General features: G+C 32.6%; 18 protein-coding genes. 11 read left to right on the top strand and 7 right to left on the bottom strand.

What is annotated here, in order from left to right:
• The first annotated feature begins 18 nt into the window (after positions 1–18).
• The 5 genes from WPG_RS05865 to WPG_RS05885 all read left to right on the top strand — a co-directional run bounded on the left by WPG_RS05865 (position 19) and on the right by WPG_RS05885 (position 9,581).
• Complete coding sequence (locus WPG_RS05865; protein ID WP_045470397.1) at positions 19–3,150, top strand: UvrD-helicase domain-containing protein; 3,132 nt, start codon at positions 19–21, stop codon at positions 3,148–3,150.
• Between the two features lie 41 nt (positions 3,151–3,191).
• The gene (gene kbl, locus WPG_RS05870) at positions 3,192–4,385 is read left to right on the top strand and encodes a glycine C-acetyltransferase (RefSeq protein ID WP_045470400.1); all 1,194 of its coding nucleotides are present in this window, start codon (positions 3,192–3,194) and stop codon (positions 4,383–4,385) included.
• A gap of 128 nt (positions 4,386–4,513) precedes the next feature.
• On the top strand, positions 4,514–5,911 hold the full coding sequence (locus WPG_RS05875) for an OmpA family protein (protein ID WP_045470404.1): 1,398 nt from the start codon (positions 4,514–4,516) through the stop codon (positions 5,909–5,911).
• A gap of 65 nt (positions 5,912–5,976) precedes the next feature.
• Positions 5,977–8,736: a PD-(D/E)XK nuclease family protein gene (locus WPG_RS05880; RefSeq protein WP_045470407.1), complete on the top strand. Its 2,760-nt coding sequence runs from the start codon at positions 5,977–5,979 to the stop codon at positions 8,734–8,736.
• A complete protein-coding gene (locus WPG_RS05885) occupies positions 8,736–9,581 on the top strand; it encodes an alpha/beta hydrolase family protein (protein ID WP_045470410.1) in 846 nt (281 codons plus the stop codon). The genes WPG_RS05880 and WPG_RS05885 overlap by 1 nt, the downstream gene beginning before the upstream one ends.
• Here WPG_RS05885 and WPG_RS05890 read toward each other — a convergent pair.
• Positions 9,565–10,362, bottom strand: a complete 798-nt coding sequence (locus WPG_RS05890) for a universal stress protein (RefSeq protein WP_045470413.1) — start codon at positions 10,360–10,362, stop codon at positions 9,565–9,567. The two genes, WPG_RS05885 and WPG_RS05890, sit on opposite strands and share 17 nt — an antisense overlap.
• A 35-nt stretch (positions 10,363–10,397) precedes the next feature.
• Between WPG_RS05890 and WPG_RS05895 the strand changes: the two genes are divergently transcribed.
• The 5 genes from WPG_RS05895 to WPG_RS05915 all read left to right on the top strand — a co-directional run bounded on the left by WPG_RS05895 (position 10,398) and on the right by WPG_RS05915 (position 14,967).
• A complete protein-coding gene (locus WPG_RS05895; protein ID WP_045470416.1) occupies positions 10,398–10,898 on the top strand; it encodes a GNAT family N-acetyltransferase in 501 nt (166 codons plus the stop codon).
• The gene (locus tag WPG_RS05900; RefSeq protein WP_045470419.1) at positions 10,895–12,229 is read left to right on the top strand and encodes an MATE family efflux transporter; all 1,335 of its coding nucleotides are present in this window, start codon (positions 10,895–10,897) and stop codon (positions 12,227–12,229) included. The genes WPG_RS05895 and WPG_RS05900 overlap by 4 nt, the downstream gene beginning before the upstream one ends.
• Before the next feature lie 131 nt (positions 12,230–12,360).
• Positions 12,361–12,813: a 6-pyruvoyl trahydropterin synthase family protein gene (locus WPG_RS05905; protein WP_045470422.1), complete on the top strand. Its 453-nt coding sequence runs from the start codon at positions 12,361–12,363 to the stop codon at positions 12,811–12,813.
• A 10-nt stretch (positions 12,814–12,823) separates the two neighbouring features.
• A complete protein-coding gene (locus WPG_RS05910) occupies positions 12,824–13,585 on the top strand; it encodes a UDP-2,3-diacylglucosamine diphosphatase (protein WP_045475254.1) in 762 nt (253 codons plus the stop codon).
• 65 nt (positions 13,586–13,650) lie between these two features.
• Positions 13,651–14,967 (top strand): sulfatase-like hydrolase/transferase, encoded by a 1,317-nt coding sequence (locus WPG_RS05915; RefSeq protein ID WP_045470425.1) that lies wholly within the window; start codon positions 13,651–13,653, stop codon positions 14,965–14,967.
• On the opposite strand, the gene WPG_RS05920 is transcribed toward WPG_RS05915, so the two are convergent.
• The 6 genes from WPG_RS05920 to WPG_RS05945 form a co-directional block, all read right to left on the bottom strand.
• Positions 14,964–16,232, bottom strand: a complete 1,269-nt coding sequence (locus WPG_RS05920) for an MFS transporter (RefSeq protein ID WP_045470428.1) — start codon at positions 16,230–16,232, stop codon at positions 14,964–14,966. The genes WPG_RS05915 and WPG_RS05920 overlap by 4 nt on opposite strands.
• A gap of 3 nt (positions 16,233–16,235) precedes the next feature.
• Positions 16,236–16,997 carry an OmpA family protein gene (locus WPG_RS05925; RefSeq protein WP_045470430.1) on the bottom strand — a complete coding sequence of 254 codons (762 nt, stop codon included), beginning with the start codon at positions 16,995–16,997 and terminating at the stop codon, positions 16,236–16,238.
• 162 nt (positions 16,998–17,159) lie between these two features.
• A complete protein-coding gene (locus tag WPG_RS18040; protein ID WP_144374428.1) occupies positions 17,160–17,339 on the bottom strand; it encodes a hypothetical protein in 180 nt (59 codons plus the stop codon).
• 26 nt (positions 17,340–17,365) lie between these two features.
• Positions 17,366–19,057, bottom strand: a complete 1,692-nt coding sequence (gene recJ / locus WPG_RS05935; RefSeq protein ID WP_045470434.1) for a single-stranded-DNA-specific exonuclease RecJ — start codon at positions 19,055–19,057, stop codon at positions 17,366–17,368.
• Positions 19,058–19,174: 117 nt separating this feature from the next.
• Positions 19,175–20,050: a hypothetical protein gene (locus WPG_RS05940; RefSeq protein WP_045470440.1), complete on the bottom strand. Its 876-nt coding sequence runs from the start codon at positions 20,048–20,050 to the stop codon at positions 19,175–19,177.
• A gap of 137 nt (positions 20,051–20,187) precedes the next feature.
• A complete protein-coding gene (locus tag WPG_RS05945) occupies positions 20,188–20,619 on the bottom strand; it encodes an OsmC family protein (protein ID WP_045470443.1) in 432 nt (143 codons plus the stop codon).
• Positions 20,620–20,687: 68 nt separating this feature from the next.
• Between WPG_RS05945 and WPG_RS05950 the strand changes: the two genes are divergently transcribed.
• Entirely contained in the window at positions 20,688–21,290 is a 603-nt protein-coding gene (locus WPG_RS05950; RefSeq protein WP_045475257.1) for a carboxymuconolactone decarboxylase family protein, read from the top strand.
• The last annotated feature ends 12 nt before the right edge of the window (positions 21,291–21,302 follow it).

Consider the following 21,302-nt stretch of genomic DNA (forward strand, 5'->3'; position numbering starts at 1 on the left):
TGGTATAAAATTTTTCTTTTGCACAATTCTGCTTTTAAAATCTATAATGCCTCTGCTGGTAGTGGAAAAACATTTACGCTAGCAAAATCGTATATAAAAATTCTTGTTAAAGCTAAAAACTACGACCAGTTTAAATCTATTTTAGCAATTACATTTACTAATAAAGCAGTTGGCCAGATGAAGGAGCGTATTATTAATATGCTTAAATTATTTTCTTCAGAAATAGCCCTTAAAAAACCTCATCCAATGTTTACTATGATATGTGATGAGTTACCTATATCAAAAGAGCAACTCCAATATAAATCCAAACATTTATTAAAACATATTATTCATAATTATGGTGCTTTTGATATTTCTACAATTGATGGTTTTACCCATCGCGTTATTAGAACTTTTGCTCACGACTTAAATTTACCTGTTAATTTTGAAGTAGAATTAGACCAAGAACGATTATTAAATGAAGCGGTAGATAGTCTTATTGCCAAAGCAGGGACTGACAATGAGCTGACAAGTGTATTAATAGACTTTGCTATAGAAAAAGCAGACGATGATAAGAGCTGGGATATTAGTTACGACTTTGATAAAATCTCTAAGCTTTTAGTTAACGAAAATGATTTCTCTGCAATACATACTCTAAAAGATAAATCTTTCGATGATTTTAAATCACTCAAAAAACATTTAGCTAAACAAATTTTACAGCTTGAAAGTGATATTATAAATGTCTCTGAATCAATATTAAACCACATAGAGGAATGCGGTTTGGAATATGATGATTTTAATAGGAGCTCACTTCCAAAACACTTTGAAAACTTAAAAGCTAAGAAATTCAACATTAATTTTAATTCGAATTGGCAAAACGACTTGATTGAAGGCAATACACTTTACCCAAAACGTGTTACACCTAATATTGCTTCAACTGTTGAAAGTATTCAGCCTAATTTATCCGACGATTTTATAAAAACTAAGGCACTAGTATATGAATTGAAAATTAAAAAAGGATTTTATAAAAACATTACTCCGCTTTCAGTTTTAAATGCGATTCAGAAAGAGCTCAATACAATAAAAGAGGAGCAGAATAAAATGTTGATTTCAGAATTCAATAAAATCATAAGTAAAGAAATAAAAAATCAACCTACTCCTTTTATTTATGAGCGTTTAGGTGAAAAATTTAAGCATTATTTTATTGATGAGTTTCAAGATACATCTAAGATGCAATGGGAGAACCTGATGCCTTTATTAGAAAATGCACTTTCTGCTTCAAACGGTTCTGCGATGTTAGTTGGTGATGCTAAACAAGCAATTTACAGATGGCGTGGTGGTGAAGCAGAGCAATTTATTCACCTCTATAATAAAGTAGAAAACCCTTTTCAAGTTGAAGCAGAAGTTTTAGAATTAGATACTAACTATAGAAGTGCTAAGGAAATTGTAAACTTTAATAATTCATTTTTTGAATATTTAGGCAATAACTACTTTAGTAATAGTGATTATGCCAACTTATTTAAAAACGCAAAACAAAACACGTTTAATGATGAGGAAGGTTTTATTAGTATTAACTTTTTAGATCTTAATAAAGAGAATAATGCAAATGAATTTTATGCTTCACAAGTTTTAGAAAAAATTAATCAATGTATAGATAATGGTTCTTCTCTAAGTGACATCTGTGTTTTAGTACGTAAACGAAAAGAAGGAGTGATTATAGCTAATTACTTAAGTGAAAATGGAATTAAAATTACATCTTCTGAAACACTACTTCTAAAAAATTCTAATAAAGTAACTTTTATAAATGCACTTATAAAATTATTGGTACAACCTACTAATGATTCTCTTAAGGTTGATGTTTTATCTTTTTTAGCAAACCAATATCAAATTAAAGATAGGCATCAGTTTTTTTTAAACTATCTCAACACAAATTTAGATACCATGTTAGATTGTCTCAAGGAATTAAAAATCTTTATTGATAAAGATAACCTCCTTCAACTACCACTTTATGAAATGGTTGAGCATTTGATAAGAGTATTTAATCTTAATAAATCCTCTGATGCCTATCTACAATTTTATTTAGATATTGTATTAGAATTTACTCAAAAACAAAATTCAGATTTATCTAGTTTTATACGTTATTTCGAAAAGAAACAAGATACCTTAAGTGTTGTATCCCCAGAATACATGAATGCCGTCAAAATTATGACTATTCATAAATCTAAAGGTTTAGAATTTCCGATAGTTATATTTCCATTTGCAGATCTTAATATATATAAAGAGTTAGAACCAAAGGTTTGGTTTCCTATCGAGGAGGGTAACTATTCTAATTTTAAAACCTTGCTTCTCAACTACAATATGGATGTTGAACATTTTGGAGATGTGGGAAATGAAATTTATAACACACATCAATCACAATTAGAACTTGATAATGTAAATTTACTCTATGTGGTTTTAACTAGAGCTATAAGTCAATTATTCATCATATCTAAAAAGGATATGAGTTCTAAAGGTGTAATTAATGAGAATACGTATGCAGGTATGTTTATCTCATATCTTCAGAGCTTTGGCAAATGGATGGATAATCAATTGAGTTATACGTTTGGAGTTCAGTCGGAGATTAAAAAGCATATAGAAAAAGAAGAATCTGCTCTACCTTTGGAATTTATATCCACACCTAAAGAAGATCATAATCTAAGTATTATTACTAAAGCAGGTTTATTATGGGATACAAAACAAGAACAAGCTATTGAGCGCGGAAATTTAGTCCACTTAATTTTATCTAAAATAAAAACCATTCAAGATGTTGATTTTGCTTTTGCAGATTTACTAGTATCCGGAGATCTTAATAAAGGAAACACCCAAGAACTGAAGTCAATAGTATTAAGGGTTATAAAACACCCTAAATTAAATATTTACTTTCAGGATGATTTCAATATATACAATGAACGAGATATAATAACAAGTTCTGGTCAACTTCTAAGACCTGATCGTTTAAATATAAATTCTAAAAACGAAGTCACTATTATCGATTATAAAACGGGTGATAAAAGAGCACACTACAACTCACAACTTAATGATTATGAGTCTGTTTTAAAAAAAATGAATTTGGTTGTTACAAATAAGGTATTAGTTTATATAAATGAGACAATTGATGTCATTGAAGTCTAATCAATACATAGTATCTTTGTTGAGAACTAATACTAAAATCTATGTACGGAGATATAAAATCACATTTAAAAAACGAAATTGAGTCTATAAAAGATGCTGGTCTTTTCAAAGAAGAGCGAATAATTACTTCGCCTCAAGGTGCAGAAATAACACTTAATACAGGACAAAAGGTTTTAAATTTTTGTGCTAATAATTATTTAGGTCTCTCATCACATCCAGAGGTTGTGCAAGCAGCTAAAGATACTATGGACACACATGGTTTTGGTATGTCTTCCGTACGATTCATTTGTGGCACACAAGATATTCATAAAACACTTGAGCAAAAGATTGCCGATTTTTATGGTACTGAAGATACTATACTATACGCAGCTGCTTTTGATGCAAATGGTGGTGTTTTTGAGCCTTTACTTACTAAGGAAGATGCTATTATATCAGATTCACTAAATCACGCCTCTATTATTGACGGAGTTAGATTGTGTAAAGCCGCAAGGTATCGCTATCAAAATAATGATATGGCGGATTTAGAAAAACAGCTGATTTCAGCTAATGATAATGGAGCACGATTTAAAATTATCGTTACAGATGGTGTGTTTTCTATGGACGGCTTAGTTGCCCCTTTAGATGAAATCTGTGATTTAGCAGATAAATATGATGCTATGGTAATGATTGATGAGTGCCATGCAACTGGGTTTATAGGAGAAACAGGTATAGGTACATTAGAAGAAAAAGGCGTTCTTGGTCGAATAGATATTATCACTGGGACCTTAGGTAAAGCTATGGGTGGTGCTATGGGTGGTTATACTTCAGCTAAAAAAGAAATTATTGAAATTTTACGTCAACGTTCAAGACCATATTTGTTTTCGAACTCGTTAGCACCAGCAATTGTTGGAGCTTCTATTAAAGTGTTTGATATGCTAAAAAACAACACTTCACTTAGAGATAAAGTCGATTGGAACACAAAATATTTTAAAAAAGGTATGAAAGAAGCAGGTTTTGATATTGTAGATGGAGATTCAGCAATTGTACCAGTTATGCTATATGATGCTAAGCTTTCTCAAACCATGGCTAATATGTTGTTAAAAGAAGGGGTTTATGTTACAGGGTTCTTCTATCCTGTTGTTCCTAAAGATAAAGCCAGAATAAGAGTACAATTATCCGCGGCGCATAGCATAGAGCAATTGGATAAGGCAATAACTGCTTTTGTTAAAGTGGGGAAAAGTCTCAATGTTATTTAAATTGGTTACAAACTCACTATTTTAGGGCGATGTAACAATATTTTTATATATTTGTCTTTGTTAATAACATTTAACAACTTACTTTTACCAACAAATTAACACTTAAAAAAATTAAAATTAATTAGAATATGAAAAATCTTAGCAGATTATTTTTTGTCGTAGTGCTTCTTATGAGTTTTAGCACTTCAAACGCTCAAGACAAGAACAATCCATGGGCTATTACAATTGGAGCAAACGCCGTTGATTTATATCCTACTGGAGGAGACGCACCTCAGGGAGATTATTTTGAAGAATTCTTTAACGTAGAAGATCACTGGAATGTATTCCCTTCTTTATCTAAAATCGCTGTATCTAGATATTTAAGTGATGGTTTCACTTTTACTGCTACAGGAACAATAAATAAAATTGACAAACTTGGTTCTGTCGATGTCGCAGGTGAAACAATCTTAGCTACTGCTGATGATTTAACATACTTAGCCTTAGATGGTGCTGTTTCTTACAGTTTCATGAAAGTAATTAACTCTAACAAATTTGATCCTTATTTAGGTGTTGGAGGTGGTTACACTTGGGTTGACGAAGTGGGTTCTGGTACTTTAAACGGAACTTTAGGTCTTAAATATTGGATTACTGAGAAATTAGGTGTAGATGTACAATCTACTTACAAGCACTCGTTTGAAGATTACTTACCTAAGCATTTCCAACATTCAGTTGGCGTTACTTTCAAATTCGGTGGTGTTGATACTGATAACGATGGTATCTACGATCAAGATGATGCTTGTCCAGAAGAAGCTGGTTTAGAAATTTTCAACGGATGTCCTGATTCTGATAACGATGGTATCCAAGATTCTAAAGACGATTGTCCTAACACAGCAGGTTTAGCTGAATTTAATGGTTGTCCTGATGGTGATGGTGATGGTGTAATGGATAAAGATGATAAATGTCCTACAGTTGCTGGTTTAAGCTCTTTAATGGGATGTCCTGATGGTGATAGCGATGGTGTTGCTGATGGTGATGACAACTGTCCTACAGTTGCTGGTCCTGCTGCTAACGGTGGATGCCCATGGCCTGACACTGATGGTGATGGTATCTTAGATAAAGACGATAAATGTCCTAATGAAGCTGGTGAAGCAGCAAATGATGGTTGTCCAATACAGGCACCAAGTCCAGCGGTTATGAAAACCTTAAATGATTACGCTAAAACAATATTATTTGATACAGGTAAAGCCTCTATAAAGGATGCATCAGAAGCTGTTCTTGTAAATATCACAGCGATATTGAAAGAATATCCTGATTCTAGATTCCATATTGATGGTTATACAGATAGTACAGGTAATGCGAAATCTAATCAGTTATTATCTGAAAGAAGAGCGAATTCAGTAAGAGATTACTTAATTGTTAATGGTATTGCTGCGGATAGATTAAATTCTAGAGGATTTGGTGAAGACAATCCTATCGACAACAACAATACGAGATCAGGTAGAAAAAATAACAGACGTGTAGAAGTTGTTCTTATACCAAGGAACTAAAAGAAACTTCAACAGATATTAATAAAAACGCCTCGGAAATCCGAGGCGTTTTTTATTTTTATAAAATGGTGAGTTTTATAAAAACGGTATTAATAGATCTTAAAGAAAAAAAGCAAAACCTAGAAGATTTACACTTTATACTTCCGAGCAAACGTGCTGGTGTATTTCTTAAACACCAACTTTCAACTTTATTAGAGCAACCTATTTTTTCACCACGAATTCTAAGTATTGAAGAGTTTGTAGAAGAACTATCTGGTTTGCAAAGTGTGCCAAATACAGAACTTCTTTTTAGACTTTATGAAACTTATAAAAGTCTTACTAAAACGTCTGAGCAAGAGTCTTTTGATTCATTTTCTAAATGGGCACAAATTTTACTACAAGACTTTAATGAGATTGATCGTTATCTTATACCACAAGAGCACATATTCGATTACCTAAATGCTATAAAAGAACTTAATCACTGGTCACTCGAGTCTGAGCAAACCGATTTAATAAAAAATCACTTAAAATTTTGGAAACGTCTTAAAGAATACTACGTAGCTTTTACTGAAGATCTACTTCGAACTAAACAGGGTTATCAAGGTTTAATTTACAGAGAGGCCTCGGAAAACCTTGAGGCTTATATCGAAAACAATAGCACTACAAAACATATCTTCCTTGGATTCAACGCTCTTAATGAATCAGAATCACGAATTATTCAAGGTTTATTACAAAATGATTTAGCTGAAATATATTGGGATACTGATACAGCATTTATTAATGACAGATTACATGATGCTGGTTTATTTACAAGAGCCCATAAAGAGCATTGGAACTACTTTAAAAACCACACTTTCGATTGGATTACCTCTCATTACAAAGAGTCTAAAAATATACAAGTCGTTGGAATCCCCAAACTTGTTGGGCAAGCAAAGTATATCGGCCAGTTATTAGAGGAAATTAACCAGACCAATAAAACCCTATCTAATGTAGCTGTCGTTTTAGGAGAGGAAAACCTTTTAATTCCTGTGCTAAATTCTATTCCCAAGACCATAACTAAACTCAATGTCACAATGGGTTTGCCACTAAAATATGTGCCATTAGCTTCGTTTTTTGACTACTTATTCTCTATTCACAAAAACAATACTAAATCCTTTTACTTTAAAGATGTCGTAAGTATTCTTTCTCATCCTTCTGTCTATCCATTATTTAAAGTTGACGCTGGTAATATATCTAGTAAATTAGTAACGCATATTCAAAAAAACAACTTAGTCTATATTACAGCTGACGACTTATTAAAACATGCAGCTTCTCATACAGAACTCATTAATTTATTATTTAAACCTTGGGGAGATAAATCTGAAATCGCTCTAAAAAATTGCTCCACTCTTATTTTAAGAATGAAGACAAATTTTGGAGATAGTAAACAAAGTAATAGTCTGGAGTTAGAGTATTTATATCGCTTTCATACATTATTTAATCAGCTTTCACAACTAGACACCTCCTACAAACATCTTAATTCAGTAACCACTTTACATACTATATATAAAGAGCTATTAAGTCTAGAAACCCTAGATTTTAAAGGGGAACCTCTTGAGGGCTTGCAAATTATGGGCATGTTAGAATCTCGAGTCTTAGACTTTGAAACAGTAATTATAAGTTCAGTAAATGAAGGTATCCTTCCCTCAGGAAAAACAAATAATTCGTTTATTCCTTTCGATGTGAAAGTCGAAAACAACTTACCGACCTATAAGGAAAAAGATGCTGTTTATACGTATCACTTCTACAGGCTTTTACAACGCGCTAAAAACGTTTATATTCTATATAATACTGAGGTTGACGCCTTAAAAGGCGGAGAGAAAAGTAGATTTATTACACAATTAGAAATTGAAAATAAGCATAAAATCAAACACTCCATTATTTCCCCAGAAGTACCAATTATTGAAAAACAATTAAAGAAAATTTCTAAAACACCTTTGGTAATAGAAAAACTAAAGGTGCTCTCTCTTAAAGGATTTTCACCATCATCCTTGACCAACTATATGAGAAATCCTATGGATTTTTATTATGACAAAATTCTTCGTATAAGAGAATTTAAAGAGGTAGAGGAAAATATTGCAGCAAATACTTTAGGTTCTGTCATTCATAACACACTAGAAGACTTTTATAAGCCGTTAGAAGACTCTTTTCTCACTTTGGACCATCTCGTGAGTTTTAAAGCTAAAATACTAAATACCGTTACAAAACACTTTAAGGAATTATATAAAGACGGTGACTTTACCAAAGGTAAAAACCTCATAATTTTCGAAATTGCACAACGTTATATTTCCAATTTTATCAATACCGAAATTGAAAGTCTTAAAGCCGGACATAAAATAAAAATTCTAGCAATTGAAGCTGATGAAAAAATAGAATTTCCAGTTGAAAGCCTAGACTTTCCTATAAGACTTACTGGAAAAGTTGATAGAATCGACCAATTTAATGGTGTAACGCGCATTATAGACTATAAGTCTGGTAAGGTTGAACAAAACAAAGTTGAAATTACAAATTGGGAAGATTTAACTTCGGATTACAACAAATACAGTAAGTCATTTCAGGTATTATGTTATGCTTATATGATGCATCAAAACAGCTTAATAACATTACCTATTGAAGCTGGTATCATTTCTTTTAAAAATCTTAATGGAGGGTTTCTTAAATTTGGTAAAAAAGAATCAACTTACAGCAGAACTAAAGATCAACTTATTACAGAAGAAACATTGAATAACTTCGAAATTGAACTGAAAAAACTAATTATAGACATCTGTAATCCAGATCTTGATTTCGTTGAAAAAGAACTCGACTAATGAGAATTGAAAAGAATATCATTTTAAATAGAACGGATAAAAAGCCTTTACTCATAGACACCTTTTACTCTGAAAGTAAAACCGATCAACCCATTGTTGTTTTTTGTCATGGTTACAAAGGGTTTAAAGATTGGGGAGCTTGGAATCTTATGGCAGAAGCTATAGCCGAAGCTGGTTTTTGCTTCATTAAGTTTAATTTTTCTCATAATGGTGGCACCGTTGAAAACCCAATTGATTTTCCGGACTTAGAGGCTTTCGGAAATAACAACTATACAAAAGAGTTAGATGATTTAAATGATGTGTTAGATTGGATTGTAAGCCATTTCACTAATAATACTAAGGTCGTTGTGAATCAAATATGTTTGATGGGTCATAGTCGTGGCGGTGGAATAGCTATATTAAAAGCTTCTGAGGATAACAGAATTACAAAACTCATTACGTTGGCAAGCATTAGTGATTTTGGAACAAGGACTTACACTATTGGTAATCTTAAAGAGTGGGAAGAAAAAGGGGTGAAATATGTTCTAAATGGTAGAACGAAACAACAAATGCCTCATTTTTATCAATTTTATAAAGACTTTAAAGCTAATGAAGAACGCTTACATATTGAATCTGCAATAAAAAGATTACAAATTCCAATCCTCATTATTCATGGTGATAATGATACATCAATATCAATAAATGAAGCAAAAGAATTAAATAAATGGAATCCTAATAGCCAACTTGAAGTTATAGGAGAAGCTGATCATGTGTTTAATACTAAACATCCATGGAGCACCAATAACTTGTCGCCTCAATTAGATGAAGCAAATCGTTTGATAATAAATTTTATTTCAAACCACTAAGCACTAAAACAGGTAATTCTGTGCTATGAAAATCTTCTTTTAAAACTGTATCATCTTCCCAAAGTTTCTTAAAGAAACCTCTTTTACGCCTAACAACACATAATAAATCTGGAGAATTAGATTTATAATGTTCTAACACAGCTTGAAATGTAGTTGGGCGCTCAGCAATAGTCTTATTTGTAATTATACCTCCCAATTCTTCGTTAAGAATAAAGTCTTCGTCTTTATGATGCTTTGTTTTCACTAAAAGTATATTAACAACAGCCTTAAATTGGTTTTTAATAGATAATAAAGGCTTTAAAACACCTTCTTTTTTTACTAAAGCAGATTTAACAGCAACTAATATTTTAACTATAGGTTTATAAACATAATCTTCTGGTACTATTAACGCTGGTATTTGTGTACGCTTTATAATTTTTCCTGAGGTTTTCCCTAAATAGACCTCATCCTTAATAGAATTTGTACGAGGTTCTAAAATGATTAAATCTACTTCTAAAGCATCACAAACTTTCTCTAACGTATCTACCAATTTTCCCTTAAACGTTCTAGTGTAGACTTGAACATCTTTTGTGTCTATCGAAGCAACATGACCATCTAAAAAATCTTTGGATTCTTTTTCAATAATAGAATCTACATTGATCATGGTTCCTGCTTTGGTATAAACATTATATATTTGAACGACATATAACTTTGCACCAAATGCTTTAGCAAAATCAACAGCATATTGTAAATGTGATTTTGCGTTTTTTGAAGACCCAACAGGAACTAGTATTGTTTTCATCACGTGTGAATTTAATGCAAAAGTAAACATTATTAATGATTCGGAAGGCCAACTCAGCAGATATAGAAACAATAATGCACATAACAAAAGCTTGTGCTAAAACCATGATAGCCAATGGAATTTATCAATGGAATACGCATTATCCAAATCCTGCTGCTTTTGAAAATGACATTAAACGAGATGAACTTTATGTGCTAGAGATTGATGGGCAGGTTAAAGGCACTATCGTAATTTCTACTCTTATGGATGAAGAATATGTTCCTATTAAATGGCTTACTGAAAATGAAAACAATATCTATATTCATCGCTTAGCCATTCATCCTGAATTACAAGGGAAAGGTTTTGCGCAACAATTAATGGACTTCGCAGAACAATTTGCCATAGAAAACAACTATAGATCTATTCGTTTAGATACCTTTTCTCAGAACAAAAGAAATCAAAAATTTTACGAACTTCGTGGCTATAAACAATTAGGTGATATTTATTTCCCGAAGCAAAGCGAATACCCTTTTCATTGTTATGAACTAGTCTTTTGAATACATCAATAACATTAAAACAAATCAATAAACTCGCAATACCAGCATTAATTTCTGGTGTATCTGAACCTATTTTATCTTTATCAGATTCAGCAATTATTGGTAATATGGATTTTAATGCTACCGAATCTTTAGCTGCTGTTGGTATTGTAGGCACATTTATGTCTATGTTGATTTGGGTTTTAGGTCAAACTCGTAGTTCTATATCATCAATAGTATCTCAATATGTTGGAGCAGATAATCTCAACGCTGTAAAAAACTTACCTGCTCAAGCTATATTCTTAATCACATCGTTAAGCATTCTAATTATCCTAACAACATATCCATTTGCTTCGCAGATTTTCCAATTTTACAACGCTTCAGATACTATTCTAAACTATAGTGTTGATTATTACCAAATAAGAGTGTTCGGCTTTCCATTTACACTATTCACTATTGCTGTTTTTGGAACTTTTAGAGGTCTTCAAAACACCTACTATCCAATGCTAATTGCTATTGCTGGCGCGGCTTCAAATATTGTTTTAGATATTGTTTTTGTGTATGGTATTGAAGGTCTAATCCCTGCAATGCATATTAAAGGTGCGGCTTATGCTAGTGTTATTGCGCAAGTTATTATGGCTGGTCTTTCGGCATATTACTTACTAAAGAAAACAGATATTCCGCTATGGGTTAAGTTCCCCTTTAATCCAGAGATTAAACGTTTTACAATAATGATCCTTAATTTATTCGTTAGGACTATATTCTTAAATGTGGCTTTATATTTCGGTACAAGCTTTGCTACAAAATACGGAACAAATTATATCGCAGCCTATACAATAGCGATTAACCTGTGGTTCTTGGGTGCATTCCTAATTGATGGTTATGCCAGTGCTGGTAATATTTTATCAGGAAAACTTCTAGGTGCAAAAGACTACAAAAACTTAGTAGATTTAAGTACAAAACTGATTAAATACGGTGTAATTATAGGTGTGGTTTTAGGTATTATTGGTGCTATCTTATATTATCCCTTAGGGAAACTGTTTAGTAATGATGAAAAGGTTTTAAATGAGTTTTATAATATCTTCTGGATTATACTTATAATGCAACCATTATGTGCTTTAGCGTTTATTTTTGATGGTGTTTTTAAAGGTCTAGGTAAAATGAAATACCTTAGAAATGTCTTATTATTTTCAACCCTATTTGTCTTTATACCTGTTGTTTTTTTGGCAGATGCCTTAGACTATAAACTTTATGGTGTTTTCTTCGCTTTTACGCTTTGGATAATAGCACGCGGATTACCATTAATTATAAAATTCAGAAAAACATTTAAACCCCTTGCTCAAAACTCGTAAATTTGACCCATAGATTTACACTAAATTATAAATATGGATATTCTCAATTTTTTAGGTGGAAATGGATTATTCTTAATCCTAGGACTTGTGCTTATTATCGTATATTTTGTAAACCGAAATAAAAGACGTTAATGAGCAACATACGTATTACAAAACAATTTTCTTTTGAAGCGGGTCATGCACTTCATGGTTATGATGGTAAATGTAAAAACTTACATGGTCATAGCTATCACTTATTTGTAACTGTAATTGGCACTCCAATTAATGATAATACAAATTCAAAATATGGAATGGTGATAGATTTTGGTGATTTAAAAAGAATAGTTAATAATGAAATAGTTGATGTCTTTGACCATACTATGATTTTTAACCAAAATACACCTCACCTAGAATTAGCAAATGACTTAAAAAATAATGGACACAATATAATCTTGGTAGACTATCAGCCTACTACAGAAATGATGATTATAGATTTTGCTGAAAAAATAAAACAACGTCTCCCAAAAAATATTAAACTTCATTCTTTAAAATTGCAAGAAACGGCTACCAGCTTTGCTCAATGGTATGCTTCTGATAATGAATAATAATAACCACATAACCATTCCTAACGGAAAAAAAATCTACTTTGCTTCAGACAATCATCTAGGCGCTCCAACAATGGAAGCTTCTCGTCCTCGCGAAAAAAAATTCGTAGCTTGGTTAGATGAAATAAAACAAGATGCAGCAGCTATTTTTTTACTTGGGGATTTATTTGATTTTTGGTTTGAATATAAAACCGTTGTGCCTAAAGGATTTGCTAGAACTTTAGGTAAGTTGGCCGAAATAGCAGATTCTGGTATTCCAATTCATTATTTCGTTGGCAACCACGACCTTTGGATGAATGGTTATTTTGAAGAAGAACTCGGCATTCCTGTATATCATAAGCCTCAAGAATTCAAAATTCAAAATTCAGAATTTTTTATTGGTCATGGTGATGGTCTAGGTCCTGGTGACAAAGGTTACAAGCGCATGAAAAAAGTATTTATTAGTCCTTTTTTTAAATGGCTATTTAAATGGGGACATCCAGATATTGGTATGCGTATTGCTCAATACTTTTCAGTTAAAAATAAAATGATTTCGGGAGATGATGACGCCAAATTTTTAGGAGAAGACAATGAGTGGTTAGCGGTTTACAGTAAACGCAAACTTGAAGAAAAACATCGCGATTATTTTGTGTTTGGTCATCGACATTTACCTCTAGAAATTCAACTGAATGAGTCTTCAAAATACATCAACTTAGGGGATTGGATTCAATATTATACTTATGGTGTTTTTGATGGTGAAAGCTTTCAATTAAAAACATTTCAAAAAGACTAAATGTGATATTACATAGTGGAATTAAACCTTCATTAATATCCTTAGTCTTATATAAAATCAACTTTATGAAACTCCAACAACTTAATCTAATTATCATTGCTTTTGCTATAATTTATTCATGTAGTAGTAATGATGATGAATCTGGTACGCCTCAAGATAGTCCGGAAAGTAGTAAACCAAATATATTACTGATAATAGCTGATGATATGGGTTTAGACGCGACGCCTGGCTATAACGTAGGGTTTACAAAACCAAATATGCCAACTTTACAAGGCATGATGAATTCTGGATTAAGATTTGATAATTTATGGTCAAACCCTGTTTGTACACCTACTCGAGGTACAATTCTTACTGGGAAATATGGATTTAGAACTAATGTGCTACAAGTTGATGATGACATGTCAACTTCAGAAATATCGCTACAAAGACATTTAGACAATACTAATACCGGCTATAGTCATGCCGTAATAGGGAAATGGCACCTATCAAATGATACAAACCACCCAACAAACATGGGTGTTGGTTACTATGCAGGTATTTTAAATGGTGGAGTACAATCATATACCAATTGGAATCTAACAGAAAACGGAACAACTTCAAATTCTAATGAATATACCACTTCAAAATTTACAGATTTAGCTATAGATTGGGTTGAACAACAAAACCAACCTTGGTTTTTATGGTTAGCCTATAATGCGCCACACACACCATTTCATTTGCCACCAACTGATTTACATAGTCAAGGAAATTTACCAATTGACCAAGCTAGTATAGATGCAAATCCATTACCATATTATATGGCAATGTTAGAAGCTATGGATACTGAAATAGGGAGATTAATTAATTCTATGTCAGAAGAAGAAAAAGATAATACAGTCATCATTTTTATTGGTGATAATGGAACACCTGGCCAGGTAGTACAAGAGTATGCATCACAAAGAGCTAAAGGGAGTGTTTATCAAGGTGGAGTCAATGTTCCTATTATTATTTCAGGGAAAGATGTTATGCGAATTAACGATAATGAAGACGCTTTAATTAGTACCGCTGACCTATTTGCTACTATTTCTGAATTAGCAGGAAACTCATTACCAGAAATAAATGACAGCAAGAGTTTTAAAGATCTTTTAATGAGTTCTAATGTAGATACAAGAGATTACACCTATACTGAAATCGGGACTGATGATGGCACCTCCAATTATACGATTAGAAATGCAACACATAAATATATTAGTTTTAGTAATGGTAATGAGGCTCTATTTAATTTAAGTAATAATCCTCTTGAAGGTCCAAACTTATTAAACGCAAATCAATTGCCTTTAATTGCTGAAAATAGCACAATAAAAGACGAGCTCATTGCAGAATTGAACGCCATTAGGAACTAAGATTCTTTTTCGTGTTCTTCTATATCTTTAACTAAATCTAATTTTCTAAAAGATGGTAAAGCAATTCCTGTGGTAATAACTGTTATTAGAGTCATTGCTCCCCCAAAAACAACAGCTCTGGCAGTTCCCATTAGTTTTGCAGTTACACCACTTTCTAAAGCACCTAATTCGTTAGAGGAACCAACAAACATTGAATTTACAGATGCTACACGACCACGCATATTGTCTGGTGTTTTTAGCTGAAGAATAGTTTGTCTAATCACCATAGATACTCCATCTGTTACTCCACTAAAGAATAAGGCTATTACTGAAAGCCAAAAAGACGTTGATAAACCAAAAATGATAATACAGATTCCAAAACCAAAAATGGCAATTAATAATTTCATCCCGGCATTTTTACTGATAGGAATATAAGCTGTAATCAGCATCGTTAAAAAAGCACCAACCGATGGTGCGGCAACTAAAATGCCAAAGCCTTGTGGGCCAACTTTTAGAATATCTTGTGCAAAAACAGCTAACAATGCAACTGCACCACCAAATAATACTGAAATCATATCTAAAGTCAACGCCCCTAAAATTGCTTTGGTTTTAAATACAAATCGAACTCCTTCTGTTAAACTTTGTAGGATCGGTTCACCTATTTTAGGATTAAGAATCGGTTTCTTTTTTATTCTAAATACAACCAATAAGGCGAACATTACCAAACCAAAAACAATGCATAATGACCAGTGTACACCAATCCAACCGATAGAAAACCCAGCAAATGCAACACCAAGCACACGCGAAATTTGCCATGTAGAGCTACTCCATGTTGCTGCATTAGGATAAAGCTTTTTAGGCACAATCAAGGCCACTAATGAAAATATGGTTGGGCCAAAAAAAGCGCGTAATAATCCACCAAAAAACACTAATAAATAGATAGAGTACAAAATTGTCCTTTTTGACCAACTGGCTTCAATAGTAGAAGTCGTTAACCAAAACAGTCCAAAACTAATTAGAGAAAATGCGGCTATTGTCTTAATAAATAAATTCCTTTTTTCTCGTTGGTCAACGATATGGCCAGCAAAAGGTGCCATAAAAAACGCCGGAAAAAATTCACATGCTCCAATTATACCCAACGATAATGGATCTTTTGTTAACGCATAAACCTGCCACTCTATAACAACGAATTGCATAGACCAACCAAATATTAATGCAAAGCGCACCAATAAAAAGATGTTAAACTCTTTAATTCTAAGCGCTGCATATGGATCGTTTCTGGTCAAAGGCTAGCTCTCTATTAATTTAAACTCAACACGTCTATTTAATTGTCTTCCTTGTTCAGTATCATTTCCCGAAATGGGTTTAGAACTCCCAAACCCAATAAATTGTACTCTTGACGAATTAAGACCTTGCGAAATTAAATAATCTGATACAGCTTTAGCACGTTGTTCTGATAATTCTTTATTTCTAGTATCTAAACCGACATTATCAGTATGCCCGTAAATTTCAATATTTAAAGTTTGATTGTCTTTAAGATGCCTATATAATTGATTTAGCTCATTAATTGAAACAGCTAATAATTGGGCTTTATCAAAATCGAATAATACATTTTTGAAAGTATAAATTTTATTGGATTTTATTTCTGATTCTTCAACTTCATCCTCTATAACATCCGTTTCTTCTTTTTCTAGAACTTCAATTGAAACATCATCTATATAATAGTATGAAAAGAAAAGTGTGCTAATTGACAATACCTGTTGCTTTTTAGTTTTAGGATTTCTATAAAAATTACCTATTGAAAAATAACTTTCATAGCCTTCAGCTGTAAATTCAAATGAATATTCTTTCCAAGTTTTTTTATCAGAAAAGTAAACGTCTTCCGAATTAGAATACATTTTAAACTTTTCCTTAGTTGCTTTTGTAGGTTTTATTGCCTTTTCGCAACTATTAGATTTATAACAAGGTTTTAAGCGTTCTTCAGTAATTAAAACCTGAATATCTTTTAAAGCATACGAAGATTTGTCTGCCAAACTCAAATAAAATACCATCCTATATCTTTTACCTTTAATTAAAGTTTTAGATAACTTTCCTTGAACATATTCTCTGTAGTTTTTATCAGTGTAAACATAAATACCTGCATAATTATTTCCTGATTTTGGCTTTTGATATCCATTATAATTTTTGATGCCAGTTTTCTCATTTTCAATACATTAGCTAAAAAAGTCTGTCGAACCCATATTTGGTATTGACCAATCCGAAACACTGTTAGCAAACATGCCTATCTGCCAAGGACATTCGTTATTAGCTTCAAAACTTGGATTAAGCACTAAGTTTTGTGCAAATAAAAAACAGTTTATAATAAGAAAATAAATAGTGGTTAGTTGTTTCATGTTTAGTCAACGACACGATTATATTTTTATTCTTTGATGTCTTTCAATTTTAGTTGTAAACTTATTTTACCGTTCCAATGGTTTTCATCAATCGAATAGGTAATACTGAAAGGCCTTTTACTTTTGATAACATCTATTTTATCACCCAATCCAAAACCAATGCAAGCAATTTTATCATTAAAGGATTGTGTCGCTGTAAGTCGTATATGTTTATCATCTTCACCAACACATTTTCCCCAACCTGTATCTTTTACCCCTTGAGACATAAAAGTTGGAGACATATTACCTGGTCCAAATGGTGCAAACTGTTTTAAGATTCGCATTAGTTTATCATTGATTTGACCTAATTCAATTTTTAAATCAACTTTTATTTCTGGTATTAATAATTTTTGGTCTATACTTTTTTTGACAATATTTTCAAACTTTGCTTTAAAAGCGTCATAATTTTCTGGAAGTAATGTTAATCCTGCGGCATATTTGTGTCCACCGAATTGTTCAATATATTCTGAGCATGCCTCCAAGGCATTATAGACATCAAAACCCTTAACTGATCTCGCTGAAGCTGCAAGTTTATCTCCACTTTTAGTGAATACTAAAGTTGGTCTAAAGTAAGTTTCTGTTAATCGTGATGCTACAATTCCAATAACACCTTTGTGCCAATCTTCTCTGTAAACAACTGTTGTAAAGCCTTTCTGTTCGTTGTTTTCTTCTATTTGAATTAAAGCTTCTTCAGTAATTCGCTTATCAGTTTCGCGACGGTCTGTATTAAACTGATCAATATCTACAGCATAGGCTGCAGCTAAATTAAAATCGGTTTCTGTAAGCAATGTCACGGCATGATTTCCATGCTTCATTCTACCGGCTGCATTTATTCTTGGAGCGATAATGAATACTACATCAGTAATAGTGAGCTCATCTTTTTTTACCTCAGCTATAATAGCTTTCATTCCAGGTCTCGGTTTAGTATTAATCACCTGAAGACCAAAATAAGCTAAAGCCCTATTTTCCTCTACAATAGGAACAATATCAGCGCCAATTGCAGTAGCAACTAAATCTAGGTACTCGGTCAAATCCTCAACCGATTGTCCTTGGTTAGAAGCTAAAGCAGTAATGAGTTTAAAACCAACTCCACAACCACATAATTCTTTAAATGGATATTCGCAATCTCCTCGTTTTGGGTCTAAAACAGCAACTGCATCCGGAAGTTGATCTCCTGGTCTATGATGATCACAAATAATAAAATCAATCCCTTTTTCCTGGGCATAAGCTATTTTATCAATAGCCTTAACACCACAATCTAAAGCTATAATTAATGTAAAATCATTGTCATTTGCAAAGTCAATACCTTTATAAGAAATTCCATAACCTTCATCATAACGATCTGGAATATAAGTTGCGATAGACTCGAGTCTCGTTTTTAAATACGAAGACATCAAAGCTACAGAAGTTGTACCGTCCACATCATAATCTCCATAAACCAAAACATTTTCACCGTTAACAATCGCCTTTTCAATTCGGACAACAGCCTTATCCATATCTTTCATTAAGAATGGGTCGTGCAAATCGTCAAAACTCGGTCTAAAAAATGTTTTAGCAGATTCGTAAGTTGTTATACCACGTTGCAACAATAAAGTCGCAACAATATCATCAACTTGAAGTTCTTTTTTTAGTGCTTCAACTTTTAAAGGGTCTGGTTTTGGCTTTAACGTCCAGTGCATATATAAAATGAAAAAATGGATTAATTGATTTTAGAAAAATAGCGATAGTTATTTTTATAACTCGCTTTAAAGTGAAAAATCTTTAATCGTGAACTTTAAAATGATAATAATATACGACTAGTTTAAGTCATTAGTTTCAAACTTAAATGTTCTATATCCTACAATAACATTTTCGCTATGAGTTGTTGCTGCGTTATATACACCCGCTTTGAGGTAGTATCCATTAGCAATACCATTGTCGGTAACCCAATTGGTTGAAGTCTCTGGTTGAAATGATTCATCCAGAATTACAGTGTCATCTTGTAGTACTGTGATATTCACAGAGCCATTATCTTTCACTAAGATAACCTTCAATGGGAATAAGCTATAATCTTGTCCATTTAAGAACGAAAAATCAGTTTTACTGAAGGTTGTCTGACTTGAACTTACTTCTGGGTCTTTTCGTATTACTGTTTCTAATTTATCGTCATGGATTTCTAATCTAAAGAATGGTTTATTAGAACTACCACCTCTATTGTGCAACTGAGCAATAGTAAAACCGCCATCTGGAATATCATAATATAAGGCTTCAAATTCAATTTTTGAATAGGATGTTAAAGGTCCTTCAGAAATTTGCTTAAACTCAGCGCGTCTCCCTTTTTGTGGTTGACAGGCTAGGTTTAGTTCAACCTCGTCAGCATTCATATAAAAATAGGGGTCATTAGGTAATGAATTAGCAAAAACATCCGTTAGCGCATCTTGATCTGTATCACATGGTAGACTATCGCAACCACCTGTATTCCAACTATGTTCTATGACTAAATTTGAGTTAAACACAAAACGTGTCGCTAATCCATTAGGATCATCATCGTCGTCATCGTCATCGTCATCTTCTTGCATTTCTTCATTTTGAGATGAATTATCCTCCGATGAACAACTTACAATAACAAAAAATAAAAGACTATATGCGAATACATAACTTAATTTAATCCCTAGTACTTTATTTAGATTCATGGCTTTTTATTTTCGAAATAAAGGAATTACGGTCTATCTGACTACTAGATTAATTTGATTTTAATGATGTATTGGTGTCTATAATTACTTATTTTAAAATTTATCAACCCTTCAAATGTGCTTAAAGTGAAACTACATTATCTTTTAGTTGCTATATGGTAAATTATATTCGTTTTTATTTCTGCAAAACGTCTAAACATTTCCATAACTCCACAGTATTTATCAACAGACAAATTTACTGCGCGTTCACATTTTTTTTTGTTTAAATCCGATCCATAAAAATGATAGTCAACAACTACAGAATGATAATATTTTGGGTGTTCATCGGTTAACTCACCTGAAACTTCAATTTTAAAGTCGTCTATCTCCTCTTTCATTTTGTCTAAAGTAGAAATGACATCTAAGCCAGAGCAACCTGCTAAAGAAGATAACATCATAGCTTTAGGAGATAATCCAAAGCGCTCATTTTGACCCTCAATATCAGTATCCATTATGACAGATTTTCCGCTTGGGTTATCCGATTCAAAGGTTAATCCACCTTTCCAATGTGTTGTTATTTTATGAGACAATTTCTTTTAATTTAATTATTAGAACTCCTATCTTGTACATTCAAAAATACGACTTAAAAAAAACAAATATGGCATTAGTAACACCCTTATCTGCTGAGCATGATTTAGAAACTAAAGAATTAGCAGAATTCTTTAATGAAACCCTTGGGTTTTGTCCAAATTCAGTCTTAACGATGCAACGCAGACCTGCAATATCTAAAGCATTTATTAATTTAAATAAAGCCGTGATGGCAAATGAGGGCCGTGTCACTTCAGCACTTAAACGTATGATTGCTTGGGTAAGTAGCAACTCAACAGGTTGTCGTTATTGCCAAGCGCATGCTATAAGAGCAGCCGAACGTTATGGTGCGGAACAAGAGCAACTAGATAATATCTGGGAATACAGAACACATCCTGCTTTTTCTGATGCAGAACGTGCGGCTTTAGATTTCTCCCTACAAGCGTCTATGGTACCAAATGCTGTTGATGCAGAAATTAAAGAACGTTTATACAAGTATTGGGATGAAGGTGAAATTGTAGAAATGCTAGGTGTGATTTCTTTGTTTGGTTACCTCAACCGCTGGAATGATTCTATGGGAACAGATATTGAAGATGGTGCCGTTGAAAGTGGAAACAAATATTTAGGAAAACATGGTTATGAGGTTGGGAAACATGATGGAAGCCAATACTAGATTGCTAGACTT

Origin of the sequence: Winogradskyella sp. PG-2, from assembly GCF_000828715.1 — a bacterium.
In the GTDB taxonomy this organism is placed as follows: domain Bacteria; phylum Bacteroidota; class Bacteroidia; order Flavobacteriales; family Flavobacteriaceae; genus Winogradskyella.